At 38.7% G+C, this 23,456-nt stretch carries 14 protein-coding genes; 11 read left to right on the top strand and 3 right to left on the bottom strand.

Features of this window, described 5'->3' with window-relative positions; genetic code table 11:
- Positions 1–68 precede the first annotated feature (68 nt).
- On the bottom strand, positions 69–1,259 hold the full coding sequence (gene kbl / locus ABD769_RS19390; RefSeq protein WP_344853013.1) for a glycine C-acetyltransferase: 1,191 nt from the start codon (positions 1,257–1,259) through the stop codon (positions 69–71).
- Between the two features lie 247 nt (positions 1,260–1,506).
- Between kbl and ABD769_RS19385 the strand changes: the two genes are divergently transcribed.
- The 11 genes from ABD769_RS19385 to ABD769_RS19335 all read left to right on the top strand — a co-directional run bounded on the left by ABD769_RS19385 (position 1,507) and on the right by ABD769_RS19335 (position 21,089).
- Positions 1,507–3,954, top strand: coding sequence for a DUF5686 and carboxypeptidase regulatory-like domain-containing protein (locus ABD769_RS19385; RefSeq protein ID WP_344853012.1), 2,448 nt, complete (start codon positions 1,507–1,509; stop codon positions 3,952–3,954).
- 234 nt (positions 3,955–4,188) lie between these two features.
- Entirely contained in the window at positions 4,189–5,124 is a 936-nt protein-coding gene (gene trhO / locus ABD769_RS19380) for an oxygen-dependent tRNA uridine(34) hydroxylase TrhO (protein WP_344853011.1), read from the top strand.
- Between the two features lie 187 nt (positions 5,125–5,311).
- Complete coding sequence (locus tag ABD769_RS19375; RefSeq protein ID WP_344853010.1) at positions 5,312–5,662, top strand: four helix bundle protein; 351 nt, start codon at positions 5,312–5,314, stop codon at positions 5,660–5,662.
- 381 nt (positions 5,663–6,043) lie between these two features.
- Entirely contained in the window at positions 6,044–8,923 is a 2,880-nt protein-coding gene (locus ABD769_RS19370; RefSeq protein ID WP_344853009.1) for a ligand-binding sensor domain-containing protein, read from the top strand.
- A gap of 371 nt (positions 8,924–9,294) precedes the next feature.
- Complete coding sequence (locus ABD769_RS19365) at positions 9,295–12,300, top strand: SusC/RagA family TonB-linked outer membrane protein (protein ID WP_344853008.1); 3,006 nt, start codon at positions 9,295–9,297, stop codon at positions 12,298–12,300.
- An 11-nt stretch (positions 12,301–12,311) separates the two neighbouring features.
- Positions 12,312–13,784, top strand: coding sequence for a RagB/SusD family nutrient uptake outer membrane protein (locus ABD769_RS19360; RefSeq protein ID WP_344853007.1), 1,473 nt, complete (start codon positions 12,312–12,314; stop codon positions 13,782–13,784).
- Positions 13,785–13,846: 62 nt separating this feature from the next.
- Positions 13,847–15,220 carry a glucoamylase family protein gene (locus ABD769_RS19355; protein WP_344853006.1) on the top strand — a complete coding sequence of 458 codons (1,374 nt, stop codon included), beginning with the start codon at positions 13,847–13,849 and terminating at the stop codon, positions 15,218–15,220.
- Between the two features lie 88 nt (positions 15,221–15,308).
- Positions 15,309–15,689 (top strand): hypothetical protein, encoded by a 381-nt coding sequence (locus ABD769_RS19350; RefSeq protein WP_344853005.1) that lies wholly within the window; start codon positions 15,309–15,311, stop codon positions 15,687–15,689.
- A gap of 14 nt (positions 15,690–15,703) precedes the next feature.
- Entirely contained in the window at positions 15,704–17,458 is a 1,755-nt protein-coding gene (locus tag ABD769_RS19345) for a discoidin domain-containing protein (RefSeq protein ID WP_344853004.1), read from the top strand.
- Positions 17,459–17,858: 400 nt separating this feature from the next.
- The gene (gene bglX / locus ABD769_RS19340) at positions 17,859–20,156 is read left to right on the top strand and encodes a beta-glucosidase BglX (RefSeq protein ID WP_344853003.1); all 2,298 of its coding nucleotides are present in this window, start codon (positions 17,859–17,861) and stop codon (positions 20,154–20,156) included.
- 153 nt (positions 20,157–20,309) lie between these two features.
- On the top strand, positions 20,310–21,089 hold the full coding sequence (locus tag ABD769_RS19335) for a carboxylesterase family protein (protein ID WP_344853002.1): 780 nt from the start codon (positions 20,310–20,312) through the stop codon (positions 21,087–21,089).
- Between the two features lie 159 nt (positions 21,090–21,248).
- Here ABD769_RS19335 and ABD769_RS19330 read toward each other — a convergent pair whose 3' ends face one another.
- Positions 21,249–21,977 carry a YebC/PmpR family DNA-binding transcriptional regulator gene (locus ABD769_RS19330; protein WP_025145740.1) on the bottom strand — a complete coding sequence of 243 codons (729 nt, stop codon included), beginning with the start codon at positions 21,975–21,977 and terminating at the stop codon, positions 21,249–21,251.
- A gap of 101 nt (positions 21,978–22,078) precedes the next feature.
- Complete coding sequence (locus tag ABD769_RS19325) at positions 22,079–23,023, bottom strand: NAD-dependent epimerase/dehydratase family protein (protein WP_344853001.1); 945 nt, start codon at positions 23,021–23,023, stop codon at positions 22,079–22,081.
- Between the last annotated feature and the right edge of the window lie 433 nt (positions 23,024–23,456).

The raw sequence follows: 23,456 nt of genomic DNA, 5'->3' as shown, positions 1-23,456 counted from the left end.
CTATAGATTAAAAATTATTATACAAAAAAGGCCCGTAAATAAATTTACGGGCCTTTTTATTTTGAATATTATTTAATTACACCTAATTCTTTACCTACTTTGGTAAATGCGGCGATTGCTTTATCTAAGTGATGTTGCTCGTGCCCGGCAGATAACTGTACGCGGATCCTTGCTTTACCCTGAGGCACTACCGGATAAAAGAAACCAATTACATAAATACCTTCTTCTAACATTTTAGCGGCAAATTGTTGTGCAATTTTAGCATCATATAACATTACCGGCACAATCGGGTGAAAACCTGGCTTGATATCAAAACCGGCTGCCGTCATTTTTTCGCGGAAATATTTGGTATTGCTTTCTAACTTATCCCTTAATGATGTGGTTTCGCTCAACATATCCAATACTGCGATTGATGCACCTGCAATAGCCGGAGCGAGGGTATTAGAGAACAAATATGGACGTGAACGCTGACGCAACATATCTATAATTTCTTTCTTTCCGGAAGTAAAACCACCAGATGCACCGCCTAAAGCTTTACCTAAAGTACCGGTAATAATATCGATACGATCTATCACGTTAAAATGTTCGTGTGTTCCACGACCGTTTTTACCGATAAAACCGGTACAGTGTGATTCATCAATCATGATCAAAGCTTCATATTTATCGGCCAGATCGGCAATTTTATCCAGTGGAGCAACAGAGCCATCCATAGAGAAAGCACCGTCGGTAACGATAATGCGGTGACGGCAATCTTTTGCAGCAATCAACTGTTTTTCCAGGTCTTCCATATCTGCATTTTTATAACGGAAACGTTGTGCTTTACATAAACGCACACCGTCTATAATAGATGCATGGTTTAATTCATCTGAAATAATCGCATCTTCAGCATTGAACAGGGGTTCGAAAACACCTCCGTTGGCATCAAATGCAGCTGCATATAAAATGGTATCTTCCGTACCTAAAAATTTAGAGATTTTCGCTTCCAGTTCTTTATGTACATCCTGAGTTCCACAGATAAAGCGCACTGAAGACATTCCATAGCCATGATCGTCGATTGCTTTTTTAGCTGCCTCAATCACTTTTGGGTGAGAAGATAGTCCTAAATAGTTATTTGCGCAAAAGTTGGTTACTTCAGTACCACCACTAACTTTAATGTCGGCACCCTGAGGTGTAATAATGATCCTTTCGCGTTTAAATAATCCAGCGTTTTCGATTTCTTCAAGTTCTTTTTGAAGAACTGGTTGTAATGTTTTGTACATGGCCTTTTTATATGGTTGATTTTACGTCCAAAGTTATAAAAAAAAGTCTTTTCTGACCTAAAAAGGCAATTTTAACAACATATTTACCAAACAAACGTTTGATTGATCCGGCAATCGTTAGCACGGCTTTTATTTTTGTTAAAATCCGGTGCATTTATTATTTTTTTTCATCGTTAACAAACTTTAACACCTCGCTATATGTATAGTGTTAAAAGTTATTCGATATTTATAGCTTACTAATCTACGTATGATAAGAATTTGCGCACTCCTGTTGTTTTGCGGCCTCACTAATTTTGCTTTTGCTCAACATTTCACAGCCACAGGCATAGTTAAGGATACGAACGGGCAACCTGTACCCTTCACTTCAGTTTATTTAAAAGGCACCACTACCGGTACTTCTGCAAATGTTGATGGGAAATATTCAATAAAACTTAAGAAAGGAGAACACACCTTAAGCTTTAGGGCAGTTGGTTACAAACAACAAGAGCATATTGTTAACATATCGGCAGATCTTTCACTCAATGTAACGTTAACAGCAGAAAGCTATACTTTAGAAAATGTAAATATCAGGGCAAATGCCGAAGATCCGGCTTATGCCATTATCCGTAATGCCATTAAGCAAAGGAAAACGCATTTAAATGAGGTTAATGCTTTCAGTTGCGATGTGTACATTAAAGGTGTACAGCGATTAAAAGGGGCTCCTAAAAAGTTTTTCGGGCGGGATATCCAGAAAGTTTTAGAACTTGATACCAACCGGAAAGGCATTATTTATTTATCAGAATCGCAGAGTAAATTTAATTTCAGACGACCTAATGATGTGCATGAAGAAATGATTTCATCAAAAGTTGCGGGCAGAAATAATGCCTTCAGTTTTAACAAGGCATCAGATCTGATTATTAATTTTTACGATAATTATTTACTCGAAAATAAACTGAGCGCCAGAGGTTTTATTTCTCCAATTGCAGATAATGCCCTTTTTTATTACAAATACAAGTTACTTGGCGAAAGCAAGGAAAATGGAGAAACCATCCACAAAATAGAAGTAATTCCGCGCCGCGAAAACGACCCGGTATTCAGGGGAATTATTTACATTGTTAATGACAGCTGGAGAATTTACAATACAGATGTGTACCTCACTAAAAATTCAGGAATTAACTTTATCGATACGCTGAACATTAGTCAGCAATTTACTAAAGTTAATGAAGTGTACATGCCTACTTCTATCAATTTTCAATTTGCAGGTAATGTACTGGGCTTTAAAATTGCCGGTTATTTTGTAGGTATTTACAGCAATTATAACCTCGACCCTAAGTTCCCGAATAACTTTTTTAATGGGGAAATATTAAAAATAACCGAAATGGTAAACAAGAAAGATTCTGTTTACTGGAAAAATAACAGGCCTATCCCTTTAACTGAGGATGAAAAAATCAATTACGTTAAAAAGGATAGTGTTGCGAAGTTGAAGGAGTCGAAAAAGTACCTCGATTCGTTGGAAAAAGACAACAATAAATTCGGTATAGGCAAATTGCTGTTACATGGCTATAGCATTAACGACAGATATGATAAGGAATACTGGTCGTTCGACCCGGTTCTCAGGGCTATATTTTATAATACAGTAGAAGGTTTCGCTGTTAAATATGGTGTTACCTATAGAAAAGAGTTTGAGAACAGAAGATCTTATTCTATCCGCCCGGAACTGAGGTACGGTTTCGCCAACCAAAAACTCACCGGAAGTTTAACCGGAAGCTATTATTACAATCCGCTTAAACGTGCCAGTGTAGGAGCATCATTCGGAAACGGAATTTTCGATTTGAACAACCTGGGCTCAATGACAACCTTGGGAAATTCGATCAACTCGTTGTTTTATGAAAAAAACTTCGCGAAGTTTTATGAAAAAAGCTTTGTGAATATCAACACTACCCGCGAGCTGGCATCAGGTCTGCAAGGCAGTATAAGTGTAGATTATAGCAGAAACAAAACCCTTACAAATAATACCGATTTTAAATTTATCGATGCAAAAGACAGGGAGTTTACTTCGAACAACCCGTTTACACCTACGGTAGAAACACCGCTTTTCCCTACTTATAATTCTTTAAGTGCAACGGCAAGCTTAACCTATACCTTCGGACAGCAATACATTACCCGTCCTGATGGCAAATTTTACACCGAATCGAAATTTCCTAAAATTACGGTATTGTATAAAAAAGGGTTTAATGGTGTACTAAACAGCGATGTTGATTATGATTTTGTAAAACTTGAGGTTTCTCAGGACAGAATCGGATTAGGCCTGTGGGGTTATACTTCGTTTTTAGCTGGTGTTGGCAAGTTCCTGAACAATAAAAACATGTATTATCCTGACTTTAAACATTTTGCAGGTAACATTTCTACCATTTTCCCTCCAAATTTAAGGAAGTTTCAATATTTAGACTTTTATCAGTTTAGCACCAACCAGCAATACTTCGAAGCGCACCTGGAGCATAATTTTGCCGGTTTCTTTATGAATAAAGTTCCATTATTGCGTAAAGCGAAGCTGGAAGAATTTATCGGCGGAGGTTATTTATCTTCTCCCGAAAAAAGAAACTACAAAGAATTTTATTTTGGTATCCAACGCCTGGTATTAAGGGCAAGCTATGGCTTCGCTTATGATGGCGGCACCAAGTTAACGCAGGGATTCAGGATATCTTACGGCTTTTAAGATGGATGATGTTTGATGTAAGATGGATAATGGCTAGCATTACCTTATCCATTATCCATTTTACATTTTCCAATTTTACATTTCTAGGAAGGATAACGTCTGATATCATATCGATGCCGGAAGTACATCATCCATATTACATCTTCCATTTTACATATTACATTTTCACATCTTACATAATTCCCGTATCTTTGCCCCGCTTTAAACGCCGTTTGCAACGGTATCAACAGCGTTATGAAAAAATATCAGACACTACTTTACTATTGCTATAGTTACATAGCAGAGGCAGAACAATTTGCTGCCGATCACCTTAAATTTTGTAAATCATTAGGTTTAGTTGGCCGTATTATCGTTGCTGATGAAGGCTTAAACGGAACTGTTTCTGGTACTGCTGAAGCCTGCAAAGCTTATATGGAAGCCGTACATGCCGATGAAAGATTTGCCAAAACAGAATTCAAGATTGATGATGTTGAGGAACCTTCTTTCCTGAAAATGCACTGCCGTTATAAATCTGAAATTGTACATTCAGGCTTAAGGGATACTTCAATTATTAATCCGAACGAAAAAACAGGGAAACATTTAGAGCCGGTTGATTTCATGAAAATGAAAGATGATGAGGATGTCATAATCCTCGATGTGCGTTCTAATTATGAACATAATCTGGGTAAATTTAAGAATGCAGTAACACTTGATATTGAGAATTTCCGTGATTTCCCCGAGCAGATTAACCAGCTTGCCCAGTATAAAGACAAAAAAATATTAACCTATTGCACCGGTGGGATTAAATGCGAAAAGGCATCTGCCCTATTGTTGCATCATGGCTTTAACGATGTGTACCAATTGCATGGTGGCATTATTAAATACGGAAAGGAAGCTGGTGGAAAGGATTTTGAAGGCAAATGTTATGTTTTCGACAACCGTATTGCGGTTGATGTAAATGAGGTAAATCCTACCATTGTTTCCGTTTGTTATAACTGTGGCAAAACCACTCCAAAAATGATCAACTGTGCCAATCCTGAGTGCAATGAGCACATTACCCAATGCGATGATTGTGGCAACGAACTTCAGGGATGTTGCTCAACGGCTTGCACTACTAATCCGCGCAAACGTCCTTATGATGGCACGGGTTATTATGTAAAGGTTCCGCAGCCGGTGGCGGTGAAAGGGTAGCTCCGCTTATTGCCTGTTGGTTGATGGTCAATGGTTTGATTGTTGATAGCTTATAGCCATCATACTATTGGTTCATGGTTAATGGTTTGATAGTAATAACAAATAGTAATTTAACTTAGCAAAAATTCGAGTAATTCTAAGCCATAATATTGAAGGAGATGATTATATTCATTTAAAATTCAATATTATGGCTTTCAAATTTGAAGAATTAAAAGTTTGGCAGATTTCACTCAATCTCAGTAACGAAATAGACATTATTGCTAAAAACTTCCCGCGGATAGAGCTATTCAGTCTCTCCAATCAAATTAAAAAAGCAGCAGACTCAGTAAACCTTAATATTGCTGAAGGTTGCATGGGTCAGTCAAAAGCTGAGTTCAAAAGATTTCTAACTTATTCTGTCCGATCTGGGTTAGAAGTAGTGAGCTGTCTCTTTATGCCTGCATCAAGAAATTATATTACCGAACCTGAATTTAAAAGGTTATACATGGAATACGAACAGCTTTGTAAAATGATATCAAAATTGAAGACTTCGCTTTAAAAAAGGTCATTTTTTTTAATGGTTCATGGTTAACAGTCTTTTAAGCAAGTAGGATAAAACTAGGTTTTGAACCTTTACTATTTGGTTTGATGGTTGATGGTCTGATAGCCGCATTGTATAATCAGCCTAATCAAGTACTTACCGCTAAGTCATGAACGATTTGCTTAAGCAATTTGGCTATTGACCGTGAACAAAAAACCATCAACCCTAGGAAATCATCAAACCACAAGCTAACCTAATCATTAATCACTGGTCTGAGCAATTTGTCTATCAACCATCAACTAAAAAACCATCAACCCTAAAGCAACATTAAACTCTCGCCCGTTTTAAACATTTTTTCATTTACTTTGTGTAATAATGGCTTTATCCAGTAACCATTTTATGCTAAACTATTTTCGTTTCCTATTACTGCTATCTTGTTTTACTATAAGCTCCTATGCATCAGAAATTAAAAGCATTGGTGTACCCTATATAGAAAATTATCCCAAATCTGTTTACTCGTCCGGCAATCAAAACTGGAGCATTACAAAAGATAAAAATGGAGTAATGTATTTTGGCAATGCCGAAGGACTTCTAACTTTCGATGGGCGTTACTGGCAGAAATATCAGCTACCTAACCGGCAGATTGTCAGATCTGTTGCTACCGACAATAAAGGAAAAATTTACACCGGCGGTTTTGGCGAATTTGGATTCTGGGCAATTAAAAGCAACAAATTAAGTTATAATTCACTCATTAATCTGTTACCAAAAGGGATCAAAATTAATGATGAGGTTTGGAAAATTTATGTAGATCAGGACCGGGTAATTTTTCAGTCGTTCTCCAAAATCTTCATCTACAAAAACAATAAAATAGAAGTGGTTAAGTCGCCATCTTCCTTTTTGTTTTTGCATAAAGTGCGTAACAGGTATCTTATCGAAGTATTGGAAAAAGGCCTATTCGAACTGGTTGGCAACAAACTAATCCACATTCCGAATAGTGAGAAACTGGGCAAAGAAGGTATTCTTTCTATCCTGCCCTATAAAACAGATGGTTTGATTATCGGCACCAGCAAAAACGGATTATTTACTTATGATGGAAAAGATTTTACACCATTAAATACACCTGCAAATGGTTATCTAAAAACCTATCAGCTTAACAATGGGGTAAGTTTATTGGGCAAATACTTTGCTTATGGAACTATTTTAAACGGCTTGATTATTATTGATGAAAATGGAAGGGTGGTTCAGCGCATTAATAAATCGAGCGGATTACAGAACAATACCGTTTTAAGTTTATATGCCGATAACGAACAAAACTTATGGACTGGGTTAGATAACGGAATCGACAGAATAGAGCTTAACTCTCCCCTGTATTTCTATTTTGACAAAACAGGACAATTTGGAACGGTTTATTCGAGCATTATTTTCAATAATAAAATTTACCTGGGCACCAATCAAGGCCTGTTTTATAGCGAGTGGTCGCCAGATAATCTTTTACCATTTAATTTCAGGTTAATCCCTAATTCGCAGGGGCAGGTGTGGGAACTGACCATCATTGATAATGAACTCATCTGCGGTCACAATAGCGGCACATTTAAAGTAAATGGCGATCAAATTAACTGGCTGTCAAGATCTGCCGGAGGATGGACAATTAAAAAGCTAAATTCAAATCCAAATTACCTTGTTCAGGGCACCTATACAGGGCTTTCGCTCTTTACGGAATCTCCCGGCTCGGGACTAAAATTTGTAACCAAGATTGAGGGATTTGATGCGCCATCGAGATATGTAGAGCAAGATAATAAAGGCGATATATGGGTGGCGCATGCCTATAAAGGCTTATATAAATTGAGTTTAAGCGCAAATTACAACAGTGCAACCAGTGTTAAATATTTCGATGAGAAGAACGGTTTACCGGGCAATTACAACATCAATATATTTAATTTAGAGAACAAAATCGTTTTTTCTTCTGATGCGGGCTTTTATACTTATGACGAGCTAAGTGATAAATTTACCAAGTATGCCGCATTAAACAAGGAGCTTGGCTCGTTCCAATCGTCTAATAAAATTATTAATGCAGGTGGCAAAAAATACTGGTTTATTAACCATGGTAAAACGGCTCTGGTAAATTTTAGTGAGCCCGGTAAGGTTGAAATCGATTCAAATCAATTCAGCATCTTAGATGGCAGGATGGTGCAATACTACGAGAACATCAGTCGCATCAGCAATTCCATCTATCTCATCAGTGTAGATGATGGTTTCGTCATTTATAATCCAACTGCGCAACTTAACCAGCAGAAACAAAAACTTCCTTCCGTTTTAATCAGGCGTGTAGAAGATATTACCGATAAATTTACCCTGATTAGCGAGGCCGGAAACAGTGAGGAAGCCACAGAGATCCAGAACAGCCGCAACAACATCCGCATTTCTTACGCAATGCCCTATTACCGGCAGGCGAAGGTTAAATACCAGATTTATCTGGAAGGTTACTCCCGCACCTGGTCTGACTGGAGTTATGCCTCACAAAAAGATTTCACCAATTTAAGTGCAGGAAACTATGTTTTTAAGGTCAGGGCAAAGATAGATGACAGTACGGTAAGCGAAGAAACCGTTTATAAGTTTACCATTTTGCGTCCCTGGTACCTGAATAACTGGGCTTTATTATTTTATGCAGTTCTGTTTGTGATTGTACTGATTATGGGTAAGAAAATTTACGAAAGAAAACTTCAGAGAGACAGTCAGAAAATAAGCGACCGTTTGCAGGCAGAGCAGGAAGAAATATTAAAACAAGAAGCAGAAACTAACGAGAAGCAGATTATTAAGCTTCAAACAGAAAAACTACAGGCCGAGCTGGCTTCAAAAAACAGGGAACTGGCCAATTCTGCTATGACCCTGGTTTACAAGAATGAACTGCTTCAAAAACTGAGTGACGAAATCACCAAATTAAAGGATGAGAATGGCAAAAAGCTTTCTGATGATCAAACACGCAAAATCCAGAAAGTAATTAATGATGGTATGAATGATGAGCGGGATTGGCACCTGTTCGAAAACAGCTTTAATGAAGCGCACGAAAGTTTCTTTAAGAAATTAAAGGCACAACACCCTGATCTCGTTCCGAATGATTTAAAACTTTGCGCCTACCTCAGGATGAACATGAGCAGTAAAGAAATGTCATCGTTGTTGAACATCAGTTTACGCGGAGTCGAGATCCGCAGGTACCGCTTACGCAAAAAACTCGAAGTACCACACGATAAAAATTTAACAGAATTTTTGATGGAACTCTAACCAAAATCACAACTTCATTTCCTTTATTTTTGCTAAAGCACCAAACAAAAGTTACGCTAATTAAAGATACAAAAAGTAACGATCTGCCGCTTTTTTGCCCAATATTAAAAAATTAGCACTACATCATTACCTCTCATAATGGTTTTCAGAGCCCCACAAAACACTTAGTGTTATTTGTACACTTGTGTAGGTGTTAAAATTATGTTAAAATCCTAAAAACTGCATTTTTGGGCTGAAATCGCATTTGGTTTAATGAGATGAGATACCCCACAAAGCCAGATGATGTATTAATGTAGAGGTACAAACACTTGCACATCAGCAAAAACAACCTCACATTTAACTAACAATTAAACTAAAATTTATAATAAAGCATGAAAAGAATCTTTACAAGAATTTCTGTTCTCGCTGCATTTTGTTTGCTAACAATTAACGTAGCATTAGCGCAAAACATTACCGTAAAAGGTAAGGTAATTGATGGAGGTGACAAAACTCCGTTACCAGGCGTATCTATTTTAATTAAAGGCACACAGGGTGGCACACAAACAGATGTAAACGGCAACTATTCCATTAGCGCGCCGGCCAACGCCACATTAGTATTCAACTTTGTAGGCTACACAGCACTAGAGCAGGCTGTAAATAATCAGACTACTATTAATGTATCACTAGCATCATCAACACAGCAATTAGAGCAGGTTGTGGTTGTAGGTTATGGTACACAAAGAAAAATTGATGTTACAGGTTCAGTGGCATCGGTAAAAGGTGAGGATATTTCAAAACAGGCTTCTGTAAACCCGGTTGGTGCACTACAAGGTAAAGTTGCGGGTGTATCTATTACCAATACAGGTACACCAGGTGGTTCTCCAACGATAACAATTAGAGGTACCGGGACAATTTATGGCAAAAGTGTGCCCTTATATGTGGTTGATGGTGTTTGGTATGATGATATAAACTTTTTAAACCCCGCTGATATTGCTAACATCAGCATTTTAAAAGATGCATCTGCTCAATCTATCTATGGTATCAGAGCGGCAAATGGTGTGGTTTTAGTTACTACCAATAAAGGAAAGAAAGGCGATGCTGTAATCAATTATAATGGTACAGTTGGATTTCAAAAGGTTACCAATCAGGTAGAGATGGCAAATGCTACAGAATACGCAACTGCAGTGAATGAAGCTTATGCTCTTCAAGGTGCCCAACCTTTATTTGCAAATACCAATTTAGGAGAAGGTACCAACTGGTATGATGTAGTTTTAAGGGAAGCAATGGTTACTAACCACCAGCTTTCCATTAGTGGTGGAGGTGAGAAATCTACGTATAACTTATCATTAGGATATTTAGATCAGGACGGAATTGTTAAAAACAATAATTACAAAAGATATACGGCAAGATTATCCAACGATTATCAGATTTTCCAGCCATTAAAAATTGGATATAATGTTACAGCCACTTCTAGTAAATCTAAAGATGCTCCATCTACCATTTTCAGAGCCCTATACGCTGCATCTCCGGTTGTACCGGTATTTAATGCTGATGGAAGTTACGGAGATCCGAATGCTTTCAATTTAGGTAACGGAAGTAATATGAACCCACAGGCAACTTTGGATTTCTTCAATCAGCAAACTACCAAATATAAAGTTACAGGTAATATATACGCTGAATTAAAATTTCTAAAAGATTTCACTTTTAAAACCAGTTTTGGTGGTGATTTCGGTCAGGAAGAAGTACGGGGTTATATTCCAGTTTACAAAGCCAGTAATACACAGCAGAATACCAACAGTAAGTTAGATATTGATCGTATTGAAAACAGAAACTGGATCATAGAAAACACTTTAACTTATGATAAAAAATGGGCTGACCATAGCCTGACAGTTCTGGTTGGACAAACAGCTCAACGGAACAAAATGTACACGATTAATGCAGATGCGTTAAATGTTCCTTACACGTCAGAAGGCGACTTATATTTGGCGCTGGGTAATGCAGCAAGCAGAAATATTACAGATAGTGGCGAGTTATCTACATTTGCATCTTATTTTGCCCGTGTAAATTATAGCTATAAAAACAAATACTTATTAAATGCTTCAATCAGAAGAGATGGAGCATCACAATTTTTCGGATCTGACAATTTGTGGGGTAATTTTCCTTCAATCGGAGCTGGGTGGGTAATCTCTAACGAAGAATTTATGAAAGATCAAAAGATCTTTAGCAATTTAAAACTTAGAGGCAGCTGGGGTAAAGTTGGAAACGCAGGTGTTCCTTTCAATCCGTCAACTCAAACAGTTGATCAATCTGCAGGATTAGTTGCAATTTTTGGAGGCCTTCCTTATACGGGAGCAAGCATACGTTCAATCGTTCCCCCTTTCTTGTTATGGGAAAGAAGTTCGGGTACAGATGTTGGTTTAGAGATGGGATTTTTAAACAACAGGTTAACTGTTGAAGCCGATTATTATAACAGAAAAACGGAACAAGCCATTTTTGATATTCCAGTATTGGGGAACTTAGGTACAGCAAGCAGTTCCTTAATTGCCAACCAGGCAGATATTCAAAATCGTGGATTTGAATTTTCAGCTACCTGGGCTGATAAAACTGAAAGTGGATTTTCTTACTCAATTAGCGGTAATGTTGGTATCAATAACAACAAAGTGCTAAATGTAACTTCAGGTTCAAACCCTATTTACAGAGGTGGTGCTGGTATTACAAGTGGATACCTTTCTACCAGAACAGTGAACAATCGTCCTATTGGTGAGTTCTTCGGGTATCAGGTAGAAGGTGTTTTCCAAACAGATGCGGAAGCTGCCGCCTGGCCGGGCTTTAAAAAAGGCGATTTCAAATATGCTGATATTAACGGAGATGGAATTATTGATTTGAGAGATAGAGTTGTTCTCGGAAATCCAAATCCTAAATTCACTTACGGATTAAATACCAACTTTGCTTATAAAAACTTTGACTTAACACTTGATATACAAGGCGTTGCCGATGTTGACGTATTTAACGCCAACTTAAGTAATCGTTTCGGTAATGAAAACTATACTAAAGATTTCATTAATAACCGCTGGAATGGTGCCGGAACATCAAACACTTATGCATCTGCAAGTTTAGCTAGTGGTCTGAATAACGCACCTAATTCATTTTACGTAGAAAAAGGTGATTATATCAGACTGAGAAATATTCAATTAGGATATTCACTTCCACAAGCAATTAGTAACAAAATGAAAATGCAACGTTTGAGAGTATTCGTAAATGCCCAAAATGCTGTTAATATTTTTGGATATAAAGGTTTCAGCCCTGAGGTTGGCGGAGCTCCTACGAATGCAGGAATTGATACAAACGTTTATCCTTTATTCGCTACTTATAACTTCGGAGTTAACGTAACTTTCTAATCGACATCAAAATGAAAAAAAATATAAATTTACCGTCTTGCATTGTTGTTACAGTTTTTAGCACAATGTTATTTACATCGTCATGTAAAAAAGACTTTTTAAACGTTCCTCCACAAGGCCAGCAGCCATCTGTTACCTTCTGGAAAACACAAGATGATGCAATAAAAGGTGTGAATGCTATATATGCTCAACTTAGAAGTTGGGATAATGTTGCATTTAACGCAATTGCAATCGAAAGTACAGGATCTGATGAGGCTGATAAAGGTAGCACACCAACTGATGCTACATTCTTCAACTTATTCGATCAGTTTACTGTAACTGCTACACAAGGTAGCTTACAAGGATTTTGGACAGGTCAGTACCAAAATATAAGTCTTTGTAATCAGGTGTTAGATAATGTGCCCAACATCAGCATGGATGCATCACTAAAAACAAGAATTCTAGCTGAGGCTAAATTTATTCGTGCATACTCTTATTTCAGATTGGTTAGGGCTTACGGAAATGTTCCGTTAAGACTTACAGTGCCTAAAGATAACTCAGAGTATAACATTCCTCAAAGCGATAAAGCCGTAGTATATGCTCAAATCGAAAAGGACCTAACAGAAGCTGCTGCAGTATTACCTCAGTCTTATCCTTCAACTGACTTAGGAAGAGCGACTAAAGGTGCTGCCTTGGGTATGAAAGCTAAAGTTGCTATGTACCAGAAAAAGTGGGCAGATGTATTGGCACTCACTAATCAGGTAATGACTTTAGGGTACGATTTATTCCCTGATTTTGAAAAAGGATTTAGAGTAGCAAATGAAAACAGTGTAGAATCACTTTTTGAGGTTCAGGCTGAATTATTACCTAGCAACGCTGCGGCATCAAATTCTCAGTATAGCCAGGTTCAGGGTGTTGCCGGAGTAATGGGATGGGGCTTTAACACTCCTTCTGCAGAATTGGAGGCTGCTTTTGAGATTGGTGATCCAAGAAAAGATGCAACAATTTTATTCAGAGGAGAAACTACACCACAAGGTGATCTTGTTCCAACCACTGTTCCTAACGAACGTTACAACCAAAAATCGTACGTTCCTTTTAATACAAGGGTTTCCGGATTTAATGAAGGCGCGCAACAAAACATCAGGGTATTAAGATTTTCTGATATCTTATTAATGAATGCTGAGGCAGCAAATGAATTAGGTAATAGTGCACAAGCCTTAACATCTGTAAATAGAGTTAGAAAAAGAGCAAGAGGCGCAAGTACTACAGTTCTTCCTGATATTACAACTACAGATCAATCAACACTAAGAATTGCGATCTGGAAAGAAAGACAAGTTGAACTTGCTATGGAAAACGATCGTTACTTCGATGTAATCAGACAAGGTAGGGCACTTGCCATATTTGGTCCTAAAGGCTGGAAAGCTAATAAAAATGAAGTTTGGCCAATTCCTCAAACTGAAATTGATCTAAGCGGTGGTTTATTAAAACAAAATCCCGGTTACTAATACATCTTTTGATAAAGGTTGTCAGTTAATCCTGGCAACCTTTCTTTCCTTACCCTGATACTATGTTAAACATTGTCCAAAGCAAAATTGCTTACCTGCTGATAACAATTTTGTGTCCTTTTCTGCTTTTTGCAGCTTGTACTAAAAGCAAAAACACCACTTACGTTCCTGATTTAACGATCAAAAAAAACCTTTCCGATATCGAATTATTGGATCTGGTTCAAAAACAGACCTTCCAATATTTTTGGGATGGTGCCGAACCAACCTCTGGCGCAGGCAGGGAGCGTTTCCATGTAGATAATGTTTATCCGGAAAATGATAAAAACACAGTAGCTACAGGTGCAACAGGTTTTGGTTTAATGGCTATTTTGAGTGGCATTGACAGGAATTATGTAAGCAAAAAAGAAGGATTAGATCGTTTAAACAAAATATTGGATTTCCTTTCCAAAGCCGATCGGTTCCATGGCGCATGGTCGCACTGGATAAACGGCGAAACAGGAAAAGTACGTCCATTTGGACAAAAAGACAACGGAGGTGATTTAGTGGAAACCTCATTCGTTGCACAGGCTTTAATCTGCATCAACGAGTATTATAAAAATGGTTCTGAAGCCGAAAAAGCTTTGGCAAAAAAAGCCGATGACCTTTGGAAGGGTATCGATTTTAACTGGTTCCGGAACGGCCAAAATGTATTATACTGGCATTGGTCGCCAGAATACAACTGGGAAATGAACTTTCCGGTAAAAGGCTATAACGAATGTTTAATCATGTATGTGATGGCAGCTTCCTCCCCTACTCATACCATACCAGCCGAAGTTTACCACGAAGGCTGGGCAAGAGGAGGCGCAATTAAAGCAGATTTCGATCTATATGGGCATCATATTCCATTAGATTATCAAGGCGCAAAAAATTCTGTGGGTCCATTATTCTGGGCACATTATTCATATTTAGGTTTAAATCCTAAGGGATTGAAAGACCGCTACGCCGATTATTGGCAAAACAATGTTAACCAAACCCTGGCCATACACGATTACTGCGTGGCCAACCCTAAGAAATTTAAAGGCTATGGCGAAAATAGCTGGGGCTTAACCGCCAGTTATTCGGTAAAAGGTTATGCTGCCCACAGCTTACAGGAAGATTATGGCGTGATCTCTCCCACCGCAGCCATTTCTTCTATCCCATACACTCCAAAAGAATCGATGAAGGTAATCAGACATCTCTACGAAGATCTTGGCGATAAAGTTTGGGGCAAATATGGTTTTTATGATGCCTTTTCTGAGACGGATAACTGGTACCCTAAAAGATACCTGGGCATCGATCAGGGCCCAATGGTAGTGATGATTGAAAATTACCGTTCAGGCCTGCTTTGGAAGTTATTTATGGGAAATAAAGATGTTCAAAATGGTTTAAAGAAATTGGATTTCCAGTTTCAGCCATAATATTAAGCTGTATATAAATGTTTAGCCACTATATATTTTAAATTAAATCTACAGAACCATGAAAAGAATAATTTTAATACTAATAGCAATGATTGGGATCACATTTGTGCATTCAAGTTTCACAACAATCCCAAAATCTAAACCGGCAACAACAAAAAGCAATAAAAAAGCAAAATTTAATACTGTAAATGTAACGGCTACAAATTCTACCAGCGATGGCGTACATGTAACACTTCAAAACACAACAAGTGGAGGTGCTTATTATTTTTTTATCCCACCAAATACACCAAACGGAGTTGTTTTAGGGCAAATTCCTGAAGGTTCTGATGTTTATACTGTTGGCTTAACCTCAACAGGCGGCGCCCACAACATGTGGATTTACTGGGAACACCAATCCAATGTTACCGGATTGAGCGCAAGCGGAATGGCACTTGGCTGCCAAAGCTGTGCCCAGATTAAAATCTTTTAATTAACACTTTACCAATGGCTAAACATTTATTCAAAATATTTTTAATAATACCTCTGTTTTGCATTACCTATAAGGTTTATGCACAGCAAAAAACCTATTGCAACCCCATCAACATAGATTATGGTTATACCCCTATAGAATCATTTACCCAATGGGGCAAACACCGGGCAACAGCCGATCCGGTTATCGTTAATTATAAGGGCGATTTTTACCTTTTCAGCACCAACCAATGGGGCTACTGGCACAGTGCCGATATGCTGAACTGGAAATTCCACGAAAAGAAATTCCTTCGTCCATGGAATAAAACCCAGGATGAACTTTGTGCGCCTGGCGTGGGTATCGTGGGCGATACCATGGTGGTTTTTGGCAGTACCTATACTAAAAACTTTACCCTATGGGGAAGCACCGATCCTAAAGGCAATAAATGGTTTCCGTTAGTCGATTCTTTGGAAATTGGCGGCTGGGATCCTGCATTTTTCACCGATGATGATGGCAAGTTTTACATGTACAATGGAAGCAGTAATAATTATCCTATGTATGGTGTAGAATTAGACCGCAAAACTTTTAAGCCCAAAGGAACGCGTATGCCCATGTACCTGCTCCAAAGCTGGCGCTATGGCTGGCAGCGTTTTGGCGAATATATGGATGATACTTTCCTCGATCCTTTTGCCGAAGGTGCATGGATGACCAAACACAATGGCAAATATTATTTCCAGTACGGAGCCCCGGGAACCGAATTTAGTGGCTATTCTGATGGTGTGGTTGTAGGTAATAAACCTTTGTTTTACGATACGCCTACAGTTCCACAATCCGATCCTTTGAGTTATAAAGGTGGTGGATTTTCGCGCGGTGCAGGTCACGGTGCTACCTATCAGGATAACAGCAAAAATTATTGGCATGTTTCAACCAGCATTATCTGTGTAAAAAATACATGGGAGCGTAGAATTGGCATCTGGCCTACCGGTTTTGATAAAGACGACGTGATGTGGACCAATACGGCCTTTGGCGATTATCCGCTTTACTTACCTTCAGAAAGAAAAGAGGGCGGGCCTGCGGGTCCGGGCTGGATGCTCATCAACTATAAAAAGCCGGTAACCGTTTCTTCAACATTAGGGAGTTTCAACGCCAATAATGCGGTTGATGAAAGCATTAAAACTTACTGGAGTGCCAAAACAGCAAATAACGGCGAATGGATCCAGACTGATTTGGGTAGTCTGGCAACGGTTAATGCCATACAAATCAATTATGCTGATCAGGATGCTGAATTTTTAGGTAAACAAACAGGCACTTACCACCAATACAAAATCCTTTCCTCAACAGATGGTAAAAAATGGACTACCCTGATAGATAAAAGCCAGAATAAAACGGATGTTCCGCATGATTACATCGAACTCCAAAAACCAGTAAAAACAAGGTTTATCAAAATGGTAAACATCCACATGCCTACCGGAAAATTTGCCATTAGTGGTTTACGTGTTTTCGGAAATGGAAATGGCGAAAAACCCACAAAAGTGAAAAACCTGATTGTATTAAGAACAGAAAAAGACAAACGTAGCGCCTACATCAAATGGGAGCCTGTTGACAATGCTTTTGCCTATAACCTTTACTATGGCACAGCACCGGATAAACTGTATAACTGCATCATGATCCACGATTTTAACGAATACTGGTTTAAAGCAATGGACAGCCAGAAAGCATATTATTTTGCCATAGAGGCCATAAATGAAAATGGCGTATCAGTAAAAACAGAAGTAAAAAAAGTTGATTAAACAAGTGCTAACGCTCGTTTATAACGGGCGTAGAAATAACTGATCGTTTGTAATGTAATATAAATACGATAGAATCGTATGGCTATTTAAGCGCTCGTTGGAAACGAGCGCCAGCAGTTCGTGAGGAAGGTCGATTAAACAAGCGCTCACGCTCGTTTATAACGAGTGTGAAAATAACCAATCGTTTTTAACGATTACCAGTAAATACGACAGAATCGTAAAGCTAATTAAGCACTCGTTAGAAACGGGCGCCAGCAAGTAAAAAAAACAGCTCACGCTCGTTTCTAACGAGCGTGAAAATAACCGATCGTTGTAACGATCAACATTAAATACGATAAAACCGTAAGGCAATTTTAGTTTGCCAGCAAAATTGAAGAATAAAAAATAAAACACACATATAATGAAGAGAGCGAATATCCTGGTTGTTTTTTTAACCCTGCTTGTACTGAACGGATCAGCACAAACCAAAAAACCTGTTTCGGCGGAAGAAGCGAAGATGAATACCTTCATCAGTAACCTGATGGCGAAGATGACCGTTGAGGAAAAGATTGGTCAGCTGAACTTGCCAAGTTCTGGAGATATCACCACCGGACAGGCCAACAGCAGCGACATTTCTAAAAAAATCAAGGAAGGACAAGTTGGTGGTTTATTTAACATCAAGGGAGTAGATAAGATCAAAGCTGTGCAAAAAATCGCGGTAGAAAACAGCCGTATGAAAATTCCGTTGCTTTTTGGCATGGACGTGATCCATGGTTACAACACGATATTTCCTATTCCATTAGGCGTAAGTTGTATCTGGGATATGGCAAGTGTGCAAAAATCAGCACGTGTGGCAGCAATAGAAGCCAGCGCAAGCGGCATCAACTGGACCTTCTCTCCTATGGTTGACATTTCAAGAGATCCGCGCTGGGGACGTATTTCAGAAGGAAGTGGAGAAGACCCTTATTTAGGTTCGCAGATTGCAGCTGCTATGGTAAAAGGTTATCAAGGTAAATTACAGGCCAATAACGAGATTTTAGCCTGTGTAAAACATTATGCCCTTTATGGTGCTGCCGAGGCTGGTAGAGATTACAATACCACCGACATGAGCAAAGTACGCATGTACAACGAATATTTTCCACCATACAAAGCCGCAGTTGATGCCGGAGCTGCCAGTGTTATGGCTTCATTTAACGAAGTTGATGGCATCCCTGCAACCGGAAGTAAATGGTTAATGACCGATGTTTTACGCAACCAGTGGGGCTTTAAAGGTTTCGTAGTAACCGATTATACAGGCATCCCTGAAATGATTGCACATGGCATGGGCGACTTACAAACCGTTTCGGCATTGGCTTTAAATGCAGGTATTGATATGGATATGGTTGGTGAAGGATTTTTGGGTACCTTAAAAAAATCACTGGCCGAGAAAAAAGTTGGTATCGCGCAGATCGACAGGGCCTGCAGGTTGGTGCTTCAGGCAAAATATAAATTAGGCCTGTTTACCGATCCTTATAAATTTTGTAACCCCGAAAGAGCAGAAAAAGAGGTTTTTAGTCCCGCTAACCGCCAGGTTGCCCGCGAAGTTGCCGGCGAAAGCTTTGTGCTGTTAAAAAACAACAACAATTTACTTCCACTTAAAAAATCAGGCACGATTGGTTTAATCGGTCCACTGGCCGATAATACGGCTAACATGTATGGTACATGGAGTGTTGCTGCCCTTTTCGATCAATCGGTTACCGTGTTACAAGGTTTAAAAAATGCTTTGGGTAATAATGCGAAAGTTTTAACTGCCCGCGGTGCCAATTTCCTGGCCGATTCTACCATGGAACATCGTTATGTAAACATCCACAACCCTACTTACAAACGCGATCCACGTACAGAAGCCGAAATGATCAAAGAAGCTTTAGAAGTGGCAAAAAAATCGGATGTAATTGTGGCTACAATTGGCGAAGGTTCTGAATTTACAGGTGAAAGCAGCAGTGTAACCGACATTCAAATTCCTGAAACACAGAAGAACCTGTTAAAAGCATTGGCTAAAACCGGTAAACCGGTTGTTTTAGTCTTGTTTACTGGCCGTCCGCTGGCATTAAACTGGGAACAGGAAAATATTCCGGCCATCTTAAATGTTTGGTTCCCTGGAAGCGAGGCTGGAAGCGCCATTGCCGATGTACTTTTTGGTGATGTTAACCCATCAGGTAAACTGAGTACCACTTTTCCTCAAAATGTAGGTCAGGTGCCATTATATTATGCGCATAAAAATACCGGTCGCCCATTGGCAGAAGGTAAATGGTTCGAGAAATTCCGTTCCAATTATTTAGATGTGAGCAACGATCCATTATATCCATTCGGTTTTGGCCTAAGTTACACCACCTTTAACTATAGTGATGTTAAATTGAGCTCGAATACCTTAACCAAAGGAAAATCAATCACGGCATCGGTTACTTTGAGCAATACAGGTAAATATGAAGGTAAAGAAGTGGTTCAATTGTATATTCAGGATCTTGTGGGCAGCATTACCCGCCCCGTTAAAGAATTAAAAGGTTTCCAAAAGGTAAGTTTAAAAGCCGGCGAAAGTAAAACGATCACTTTTAACATTTCGGAGAACGACCTTAAATTTTACAATTCAGACCTGAAATTTGTAGCAGAACCCGGTGATTTTAAAGTATTTATCGGTACAAACTCACGTGATGTAAAAGAAGCATCATTCACACTAAAATAAAAAATCTTTTGGTTAGGTTACGAACCCTGCGCTATTGTAAAGTAGCCAGGGTTTCCTATTTTTGTTGCATGAAACCATTATGATTTACCAATACACATCTTGAAATAACAAATCATGATGGCCTCATCACCATTAAAAAATAATATAAAACGGATGAAAAAGATTTTTTTAACCATCTGCATTCTTTTTTCAGTACTCTTTTTAAGTGCTCAGGATTTTAAAAAATATGATAAGGGAAGTTATATCAAAGGAAAGGATTCTATTTACTACAGAATACTCTTCCCGGAAAACTTTAATCCCGACCAAAAATACCCGATCGTGTTCTTTTTGCACGGAAGTGGAGAGAGAGGAAATGATAATGCCAGTCAGCTGGTGCATGGTGGAAAACTGTTCTTAAAACCTGATGTACGCAAAAATTTCCCTGCCATTGTAGTTTTTCCGCAGTGTCCGCAGAACGATTTTTGGGCCAATGCCAATTTTGAAAAAGATGCCAGCGGAAAAAGAAAAATCAGTTTTGTAGAAGGTGGCAAACCGACTAAAGTGATGCATGCTTTACAGGGAATGGTTAAAAACTTCCTTAAAAAGCCTTATGTAAACAAAGATCAGGTTTATGTTGGTGGTTTATCAATGGGGGCTATGGGTACTTATGAGCTGCTAAGAAGAGAGCGCCGTAAATTTGCAGCTGCCATTGCCATTTGTGGCGGTGACAATACCAATAACATTAAAAAATATCAGAAAGTACCGTTATGGATTTTCCATGGTGCAAAAGACGACATTGTTGATCCGGCATTCTCTATTGCCATTGCCGAGCGCTTAAAAACTGTAGGTGATGAAGTGAAATTTACCCTTTACCCAAATGCCAACCACAACAGCTGGGATAGCACATTTGCAGAACCGGAGTTATTAAGCTGGTTGTTTTCGCATAAGAGGTAATATCACGTCGTCATTTCGAGCGGAGTGCAGCGAAGTCGAGAAATCTATCTCGGGATAGATCTCTCCATTCCACTGCGTTTCAGTCGAGATGACGACACTATTACAAAAAAAAGTCCCGATGTTACCACCAGGACCTTTATATAATTACGATAATTGCTATTACTCAGCCATATTGTGATAAACCGCCTGCACATCATCATCTTCCTCTAACTTGTCAATCAGTTTAAGTACATCGGCTGCCTGCTCTTCGGTAACCTCGTGGTGAGATAAAGCAATACGCTCCAGTTTTGAACTTTTTAATTCAATACCTTTTTCTTCCAGAGCTTTTTGCAAAGAACCAAAGTTTTCGAAGGCACCTTGTGCAACTGCAATATCGTTTCCTTCTTCATCAGCCTCTACATAAAGTTCCTCTAAACCCGCATCAATCAGTTCGAACTCCAGCTCTTCCAGATCCAAACCTTCAGCCGGTACAAAACGGAAAATAGATTTACGGTTAAAAACAAAATCCAATGATCCGGTTTTACCCAAAGAGCCATCAGTTTTGTTAAAATAACTGCGAACGTTGGCCACTGTACGGTTGGTATTATCAGTAGCTGTTTCAATTAAAACTGCAACACCGTGAGGCGCATAACCTTCATATACAATCTCCTCATAATTGGCCATCGATTTATCAGAAGCACGTTTAATAGCCGCTTCTACCCTATCTTTAGGCATGTTTACTGCTTTTGCATTCTGCATTGCCGTACGTAAACGCGAGTTGGTTTCCGGATGAGGCCCCGATTCCTTTACTGCCATTACGATATCTTTACCAATACGCGTAAACTGAACCGCCATTTTGGCCCAACGCTTAAATTTTCTCTCTTTTCTAAATTCGAATGCTCTTCCCATTGTTTTAGTTCTGATTGGTTAACTGTTTAATTGCCCAAATCGGTTAACTGCATCATGCAACGATTTAAACAATTAACCGATTTAAACAGTTAACCAAAATATTATTTTTTTAAATTATTTAACATGTCAATTGTCAGTTTCGATAAATCGAATTCTGGTTTCCATCCCCAGTCCTTTGCAGCATAATTATCGTCGATAGAACGTGGCCAGCTGTTTGCAATCTGCTGGCGGGGGTCATTAGCCGCGTAAGTTAAGGTAAATTCCGGAATATGTTTTCTGATTTCAGCTGCCAAAACCTCTGGTGTAAAACTTACCCCGGCGAAATTATAACTGCTGCGTACCGAAATCTGATCTGCCGGCGCATCCATCAGTTCGATGGTTCCGCGGATCGCATCATCCATATACATCATCGGTAATTCCGTTTCAGCACTTAAAAAACTCTGGTAACTTCCTTTTTTCAGCGCATCGTGGAAAATGTGGATCGCATAATCTGTTGTACCGCCACCTGGAGCTGCTTTCCAGCTGATTAAGCCCGGATAACGGATACTGCGTACATCCAACCCGTATTTTTGATTATAATATTCGCACCAACGCTCTCCGGCCAGTTTACTGATTCCGTAAACGGTATTGGGATCCATTACACAATATTGCGAGGTATTATCTTTAGGCGAATTCGGGCCAAATACAGCGATAGAGCTTGGCCAATATACTTTCGCCGTTTTATATTCTAAAGCCAAATCCAAAACATTCAGCAAACCATTCATATTTAAATCCCATGCCAGTTTAGGGTTTTGCTCACCTGTTGCCGATAGTAAAGCTGCTAAAAGGTACACCTGTGTTGGTCTGTATTTATGGAAAATACCATTGATCATTTCTTTATCCAGCACATTCACAAATTCAAACGGTGCAGAGTTTTTGATGTCGTAATCAGGCCTGCGTATATCGCATGCAACTACATGATCATCACCATATATTTTACGTAACATGGTTACCAACTCGGTACCAATTTGCCCGTTAGAGCCTAAGACAACAATTTTTTCTTGCATAATTTTTTTGAGATTGAGCAAAGGTAAAAAAATGAGATAAAATGAAGAATGGTTAACCGGTTAAATGTTTAAATTGGTTAATTGTTAATCGCTAATTGTTAATTAATTGTTGAATGGCTGAAATGTTAAAAGGTTAATTGTATAAATTGTTTGAATTGGTTAATTGTGCGATTGTTAGATTGGTGATTGTTAAAAAGGTTAACTGTATAAATTGTTTAAACTGGTGAATGGTGCGATTGTTAGATTGCTGAATTGTTAAAAAGGTTAACTGTATAAATTGTTTAAACTGGTTAATTGTGAATGGTGTGATTGTTGAATTGTTAAACCGGTCGCCAGATTTTGAAAATTTTAATTGGATCATTGGTAGTTGATCTTAAATTGCCAAACGCCGAATTTAGAATTATATCAAAAAAGACCCTGCTTTAGGCAGAAT

Origin of the sequence: Pedobacter jeongneungensis (assembly GCF_039538295.1) — a bacterium.
In the GTDB taxonomy this organism is placed as follows: Bacteria; Bacteroidota; Bacteroidia; order Sphingobacteriales; family Sphingobacteriaceae; genus Pedobacter; species Pedobacter jeongneungensis.
Note: the sequence above shows the minus strand (reverse complement) of the source record. Positions and strands in the feature narration are given on the sequence as shown.